This is a genomic window from Phycisphaerae bacterium (genome assembly GCA_018003015.1).
GTDB lineage: Bacteria > Planctomycetota > Phycisphaerae > UBA1845 > PWPN01 > JAGNEZ01.
The window spans coordinates 1-4,771 of sequence record JAGNEZ010000137.1; the positions used below are offsets into that span (position 1 = coordinate 1).

A 4,771-nucleotide genomic window follows, 5' to 3' on the forward strand; every position below is an offset into this window, starting at 1 on the left:
CTCGCGGAAGGTCCAATCTGCCCAAAGACTCCGGGCTCCCAAGAGCAAACATGGCCTTCCACGAGCACGATTCCAAACCCCCTCACTCGATTCGGGTCAACTTGTCCAGTCCGCGGGGTTCACTCCACAGTGCCGCACATCAGCTCCAGAACACCGCCCGAGATCCCTTCTGACTCGTCTAGGAAGAATGCCACGTCCAGATCGGTCTTGACGAACTTGTCGTAGACATCAGCCAATAAGGAATAGTCAAACGCTGGCATCAGAATGACCCCATCGTGATTCGGGCGCGCACTGAACGGCAGGCGTCAGGGGCGCCGGCGCCAGCCGGCCTCCGGTGCACGCCTTGGTTCGCCCTTTACGTCTTTTCCTGACTGTGATCGCGTACTCGATGGCGACGAACGCTGCTGTTTCAGGAGCACTCTGAGCACCTTGGGTGTCACCCGAAACGGTATGGCGCCAGCCGACACTTGATCCACCCCGCCGCAGGTGTACACGTCGAGATCCGGGCAGTAGAAGAGCCAGCATCCGGTCGATCCTGTGTGTCCGACGACTTGAGGGACCGGAGAGAAGGGCGTGAGCCAGCGGGGCAGGCCGAATCGCATCATGCCCACGCCATACTCGATCGGCCAGCCGGGAAGCCGCGGCGTGGTAGGGTCGAATCCGAAGGCGTTCCAGTGTTCGTGCATGCGCCTTGAAGTCCCCGGGTCGTTGAATGCAGATCCGCTCAAGAGCGCCCGCAGAAACGCCAGCTGGTCAGTGACGGTGCTGAAAAGATCGCCGAAGGACTCCAGTATGCGGGGAGCGTTGAGGATCCCATCTCCCGCCCAGAGTGCTGCCGGCATGTGCGTGGGCTCCAATGGCTGTCCCCCGGGAGCCCATGTGTGCAAGAGCTTGAGCGGCTCCAGTAGTTCCATCCTTACCGCTTCGTGCCATCGGCACCCCAGCACCGTCTCGACGACAGCCATGAGCAGCCTGAAGTTCGTGTCGGAGTAGCGGACACGAACACGGTTGTCAGCATCAAGAACTTGGGGTGGGAAGTGCGGCGTCAGTTCATCGCGTACGATATGCGCGACCTCAGTCAGCGCGACATCGCGATCTCGTTGGGAGAAGAGCCGGTCGATGAAGGGCGGCCCGTTCTTCGGCTTGTCCTCCAGGTAGTCCGCCAGGCCGGAAGCGTGAGACAACAAGTGACGGACGGTGATATTGCGGGTACGATCGACGCCATCAAGCACATGCAGGCGATCGGCTATTCCTGGGGGGACGTATGTTACGAATGACTCGTTGAGGCGGACAAGGCCGCGTTCAGCAAGCCGCAGGACGACGGTCGCGACATACAGTTTGGTGATGCTGGCGATGAAGTAGGGGGTCTCGGGCGTCATTGGCCGATCGGTGTCGTCGGCCGCCCCGTCGGCAGCGAACCAGCTGATGCTACGGTCCCCGTTTTCCACGGCGATAACCGCATGCTGGATGCCTTTCTTGTCCAGCAGTGTGTCGAGTACTGACTGAAGATAAGAAATCATGTAGCCGTTCCATCATGTGCTGTGGAGAAGTTTCATTCCATCGACGCCCACAGCCCCCTTGCGGGGAACGCGGCAAATGAGCGGCGGCCCGGCGCTTGCCACTGCAAGCGACGTGACGCGAGCACCGTCCGCTCGAGCCAGTTGTTCGGCGGCTGGTCTTCGCAAGCAGCGACTCCCACATCACTTCTCGTCAAGCCTGAGGAACCTCATTGCGTTGTTGTAAAAGATGTCCCGCTTCCCCTCTTCCGTGAGGAAAGCCGCTGATTCGATCCCTTCAACGGCCATCCCGATGGCCTCAGGCCACACCATCTGGTCTGACCCAAAGAGCAGCCGCTTCCCGAAGCCGGCCTGGATGAGTTCCCGCAGGTAGCTGTGGAATTCTTCCCGGGGAATGATCCAATCGATCGTGGCGAGATCGACATAAACCTGTGGATACACCGACAGGATTGCCTTCGTTTCCTGAAGGTACGGCCAGCCGCCGTGCATCAGGTAGATGCGCAGCCGTGGATGGCGGATGAGCACTTCCTCAACGAGGACTGGGTTGCCAAGCGACACACGGAAGTTCGGGCAGCAGGGCTCGTATGGCGTTCTCTCGGGGCCAACCCCCGTGTGGATCCCTACGGGTATGTCCATCTCCTCCGCGAGAGCGTAATACGGCTCCAGGCGAGCGTCGTTCGGCGCCATACCTCTCATCTGCAGAATCAACTCGCCCAAAACGTGCACGCGACCTGCCCGCATTTCGGCGCGGAGTCCGTCGAGGTCAGGTAGGGGGCTGGTCTCGTCCACCCATGCACCGACAATGATCCTGTCCGGAGCGACCTCGCGCCATTCGCTGACCGTTTCGGGTGGCCCGCTGGCCATAGCCTTCACGATGTTGTACCGCTCGAGCTCCGCCAAAGTCATGTCGCGCAGGTCGGCCGTCGTTCTCGCAGCAGACGGTTGCCCGGTGACGACATTCACTGCGGGTGCTGCTCTCTCGTCCAGCGGGTAGGCATGAAGATGCATGTCGATGATGGGTGGTCTGGCGCTGTCAGCACCCGTCTGGGCCGCTGCGGCGGTCAGGCAAAGCGCAGCGGTCGCAAGACAGAATACCAGTGCGGTCTGCTTTTGCACGACATCCTCCTTTGAACTCGCTCATTGCCCGCCGAACGCGACGCACCAGCAGCGGGGGGCGCCAGCTCGGCGCTGCCCGCTTCCCCCGAGCAGTCCGCGCCCGCCGACTGCTGCATGCGCTTGTTGCACCTCATCCATGTGTGACCCTCGCCTCGCGTAGCCAGTGACTCTGCTCATCATCAACGGCTCCGTGGGCGTACCGGTGCCGGGAGAGCCGGCCTCCTCGAGGGCTTCAAGGGTGTCCATTCCCTCGACCACCTGGCCGAATACGGTATGCCTACCATCCAGGTAACGGAGAGGAACGAAAGTGATGAAGAACTGGCTCCCATTCGTGTTGGGCCCGTGATTTGCCATCGACAGGCGTCCCCGCCTATCGTGAGTGAGGACTTCGTTGAACTCGTCATCGAACTCGTATCCGGGACCGCCAGTTCCGTTTCCGGAGGGATCCCCTCCCTGAGCCAAGAAACTGGGGATCACGCGATGAAAGGTCAACCCGTCATAGAAGCCCAGTCTGGCGAGGTAGAGGAAGTTCGTCACGGCCATCGGTGTGACATCAGGCATCAGCCGAATCAGAATCGGCCCCTTGCTGGTGTACATCTGGACATAGTAGTCGTGGGACAGGTTGAAGGCCACGAGATGCGGTTTGGGCAGATGCATCCTCCAGTCAGGGTCGTCCTTGTCAATCTGGGCAGCGGCAATCATGCGATCGATCTGCCTGATTGCAGCATCGGAACCGTATGGGTTGGTGACTCCGTCGGAACAACCCGCAGCGGGCAGAAGCAGGCATAGGAGGACGATGCCCACACTCAGAAGACTGTTCGAGTTGAGCACCATGCCCTCCGTGAGGCGTAACGATGCGGCTCACCCGCGGCCGCACGCGATCTTCCGGCGGCCGTCGCGTGCAGCCGCGTGTTATGCCGCCGGTAGCACGCCAAGTTGTCGCAGCATTCCAAGTGAGTCCATCTGTTCCCACTCCTCGGCAACTCTGCCCTCGGAGACCCGATACATGTTCATTCCGCTCACGTGGACGCGACGGCCAGTCGGAGGGATGCCGTGGAAGGGCCCACCATGCGTGACGGTCCCGCGCCAGCGAACAGCGACCAGTTCGGCTTGAGCTACCAGTTCCAGGACCTCCACCCGCCAATCCGGGAAGGCCAATCGTGTGGTCCTGAGAAACTGGGACATGCCGGCGCGCTCTATTGGAGGCTGCCCTCCGAGTTGGAAAGTGAAAGACGGCGCTGTCAGCTCCTCAAGAGCCTGCAGGTCGCCCCTGTTCCACACTTTGTCAATGTACTCCCTCACGATGTCCGCTCGATCGCCAGCGTTCATGTTCCCTCTCCGTTGGACACCCCCAGTTCTGACGGCCTAACGCTCCAAATGAGCGGCGGGTGGACCTGGCGCGGCTCTGGCCCGGCAGAGCCGCGTCGGGGCCGCCCGCCGCCGGACGGCCAGAGTCGTGCCAGGGCCAACCGTCCGCTCGATTTGTTTGTTAGCCACTGCCCTACTTGAAGAGACTCTTTGCACGCCCCCACGAAACCACACGCGTCGGCGTAGATCCACAGCCGACTGGCAAAGCGCCGATCAGTCCGCAATCGGTATCAGCACCTGGTGCGCAGGGCGAATCGCGCTCGAGCCTGAAGTCCCCGGCCTCGCCGTCACAGAAGAGCGGATCTGCGGAGAGGTTCCCATTCACCCCATATTGAGGCGCGATGTCACCGCCCCAATCCCCACCCGCATTTCCGAAGAGATCGGCGCAAGCAAGCGTGGCATTGCCAGAGACCGCCGAGCCGATAGACGAGAAAGCGATGATGGTGTGCTCAATGGTGACGGCACCAATTCCGCAGTCGATGCCGGCGGCGCCGCCGGCGGCACTATTGAAGGCGATCGTGCAGTTGGAGAAGACGACCGTCGCCCGCCAGCAATCGACCGCGCCACCTCTTCCCGTGACCGAATTGCCGTACATTAGGCAGTGCGATACCGTGCCGACAAAACCGCCGTCAAGAACCATCGCACTGTGCGTCGTCAAGTAAGTGGGACACTTTGGGGCTCCCGAATAAGAGACACTTCCCGGAACACTGCGGGCCGAATGATCTCCTCCTCTCTCTCCGGCAGGGCCCGGTTCTGACGGCGCCGACGGC

6 protein-coding genes are annotated in these 4,771 nt (G+C 61.4%); all 6 read right to left on the bottom strand.

What is annotated here, in order from left to right; all coding sequences use genetic code 11:
* Positions 1-119: 119 nt before the first annotated feature.
* The 6 genes from KA354_25125 to KA354_25150 all read right to left on the bottom strand — a co-directional run bounded on the left by KA354_25125 (position 120) and on the right by KA354_25150 (position 4,659).
* A complete protein-coding gene (locus tag KA354_25125) occupies positions 120-260 on the bottom strand; it encodes a hypothetical protein (protein MBP7937932.1) in 141 nt (46 codons plus the stop codon).
* Positions 261-305: 45 nt separating this feature from the next.
* Positions 306-1,520, bottom strand: coding sequence for a beta-lactamase family protein (locus KA354_25130; GenBank protein MBP7937933.1), 1,215 nt, complete (start codon positions 1,518-1,520; stop codon positions 306-308).
* 180 nt (positions 1,521-1,700) lie between these two features.
* Entirely contained in the window at positions 1,701-2,633 is a 933-nt protein-coding gene (locus tag KA354_25135) for an amidohydrolase family protein (GenBank protein MBP7937934.1), read from the bottom strand.
* Positions 2,634-2,654: 21 nt separating this feature from the next.
* Positions 2,655-3,335, bottom strand: a complete 681-nt coding sequence (locus KA354_25140) for a peptidylprolyl isomerase (GenBank protein ID MBP7937935.1) — start codon at positions 3,333-3,335, stop codon at positions 2,655-2,657.
* Between the two features lie 210 nt (positions 3,336-3,545).
* A complete protein-coding gene (locus tag KA354_25145; GenBank protein ID MBP7937936.1) occupies positions 3,546-3,962 on the bottom strand; it encodes an ester cyclase in 417 nt (138 codons plus the stop codon).
* 172 nt (positions 3,963-4,134) lie between these two features.
* On the bottom strand, positions 4,135-4,659 hold the full coding sequence (locus KA354_25150; GenBank protein ID MBP7937937.1) for a hypothetical protein: 525 nt from the start codon (positions 4,657-4,659) through the stop codon (positions 4,135-4,137).
* Positions 4,660-4,771: the final 112 nt, after the last annotated feature.

What these genes read in the sequence shown, in the direction of transcription:
- KA354_25130 (MBP7937933.1), bottom strand. Translation starts at nt 1,520, where the DNA reads ATGATTTCTTATCTTCAGTCAGTACTCGACACACTGCTGGACAAGAAA.
- KA354_25145 (MBP7937936.1), bottom strand. Translation starts at nt 3,962, where the DNA reads ATGAACGCTGGCGATCGAGCGGACATCGTGAGGGAGTACATTGACAAA.
- KA354_25140 (MBP7937935.1), bottom strand. Translation starts at nt 3,335, where the DNA reads ATGATTGCCGCTGCCCAGATTGACAAGGACGACCCTGACTGGAGGATG.
- KA354_25125 (MBP7937932.1), bottom strand. Translation starts at nt 260, where the DNA reads ATGCCAGCGTTTGACTATTCCTTATTGGCTGATGTCTACGACAAGTTC.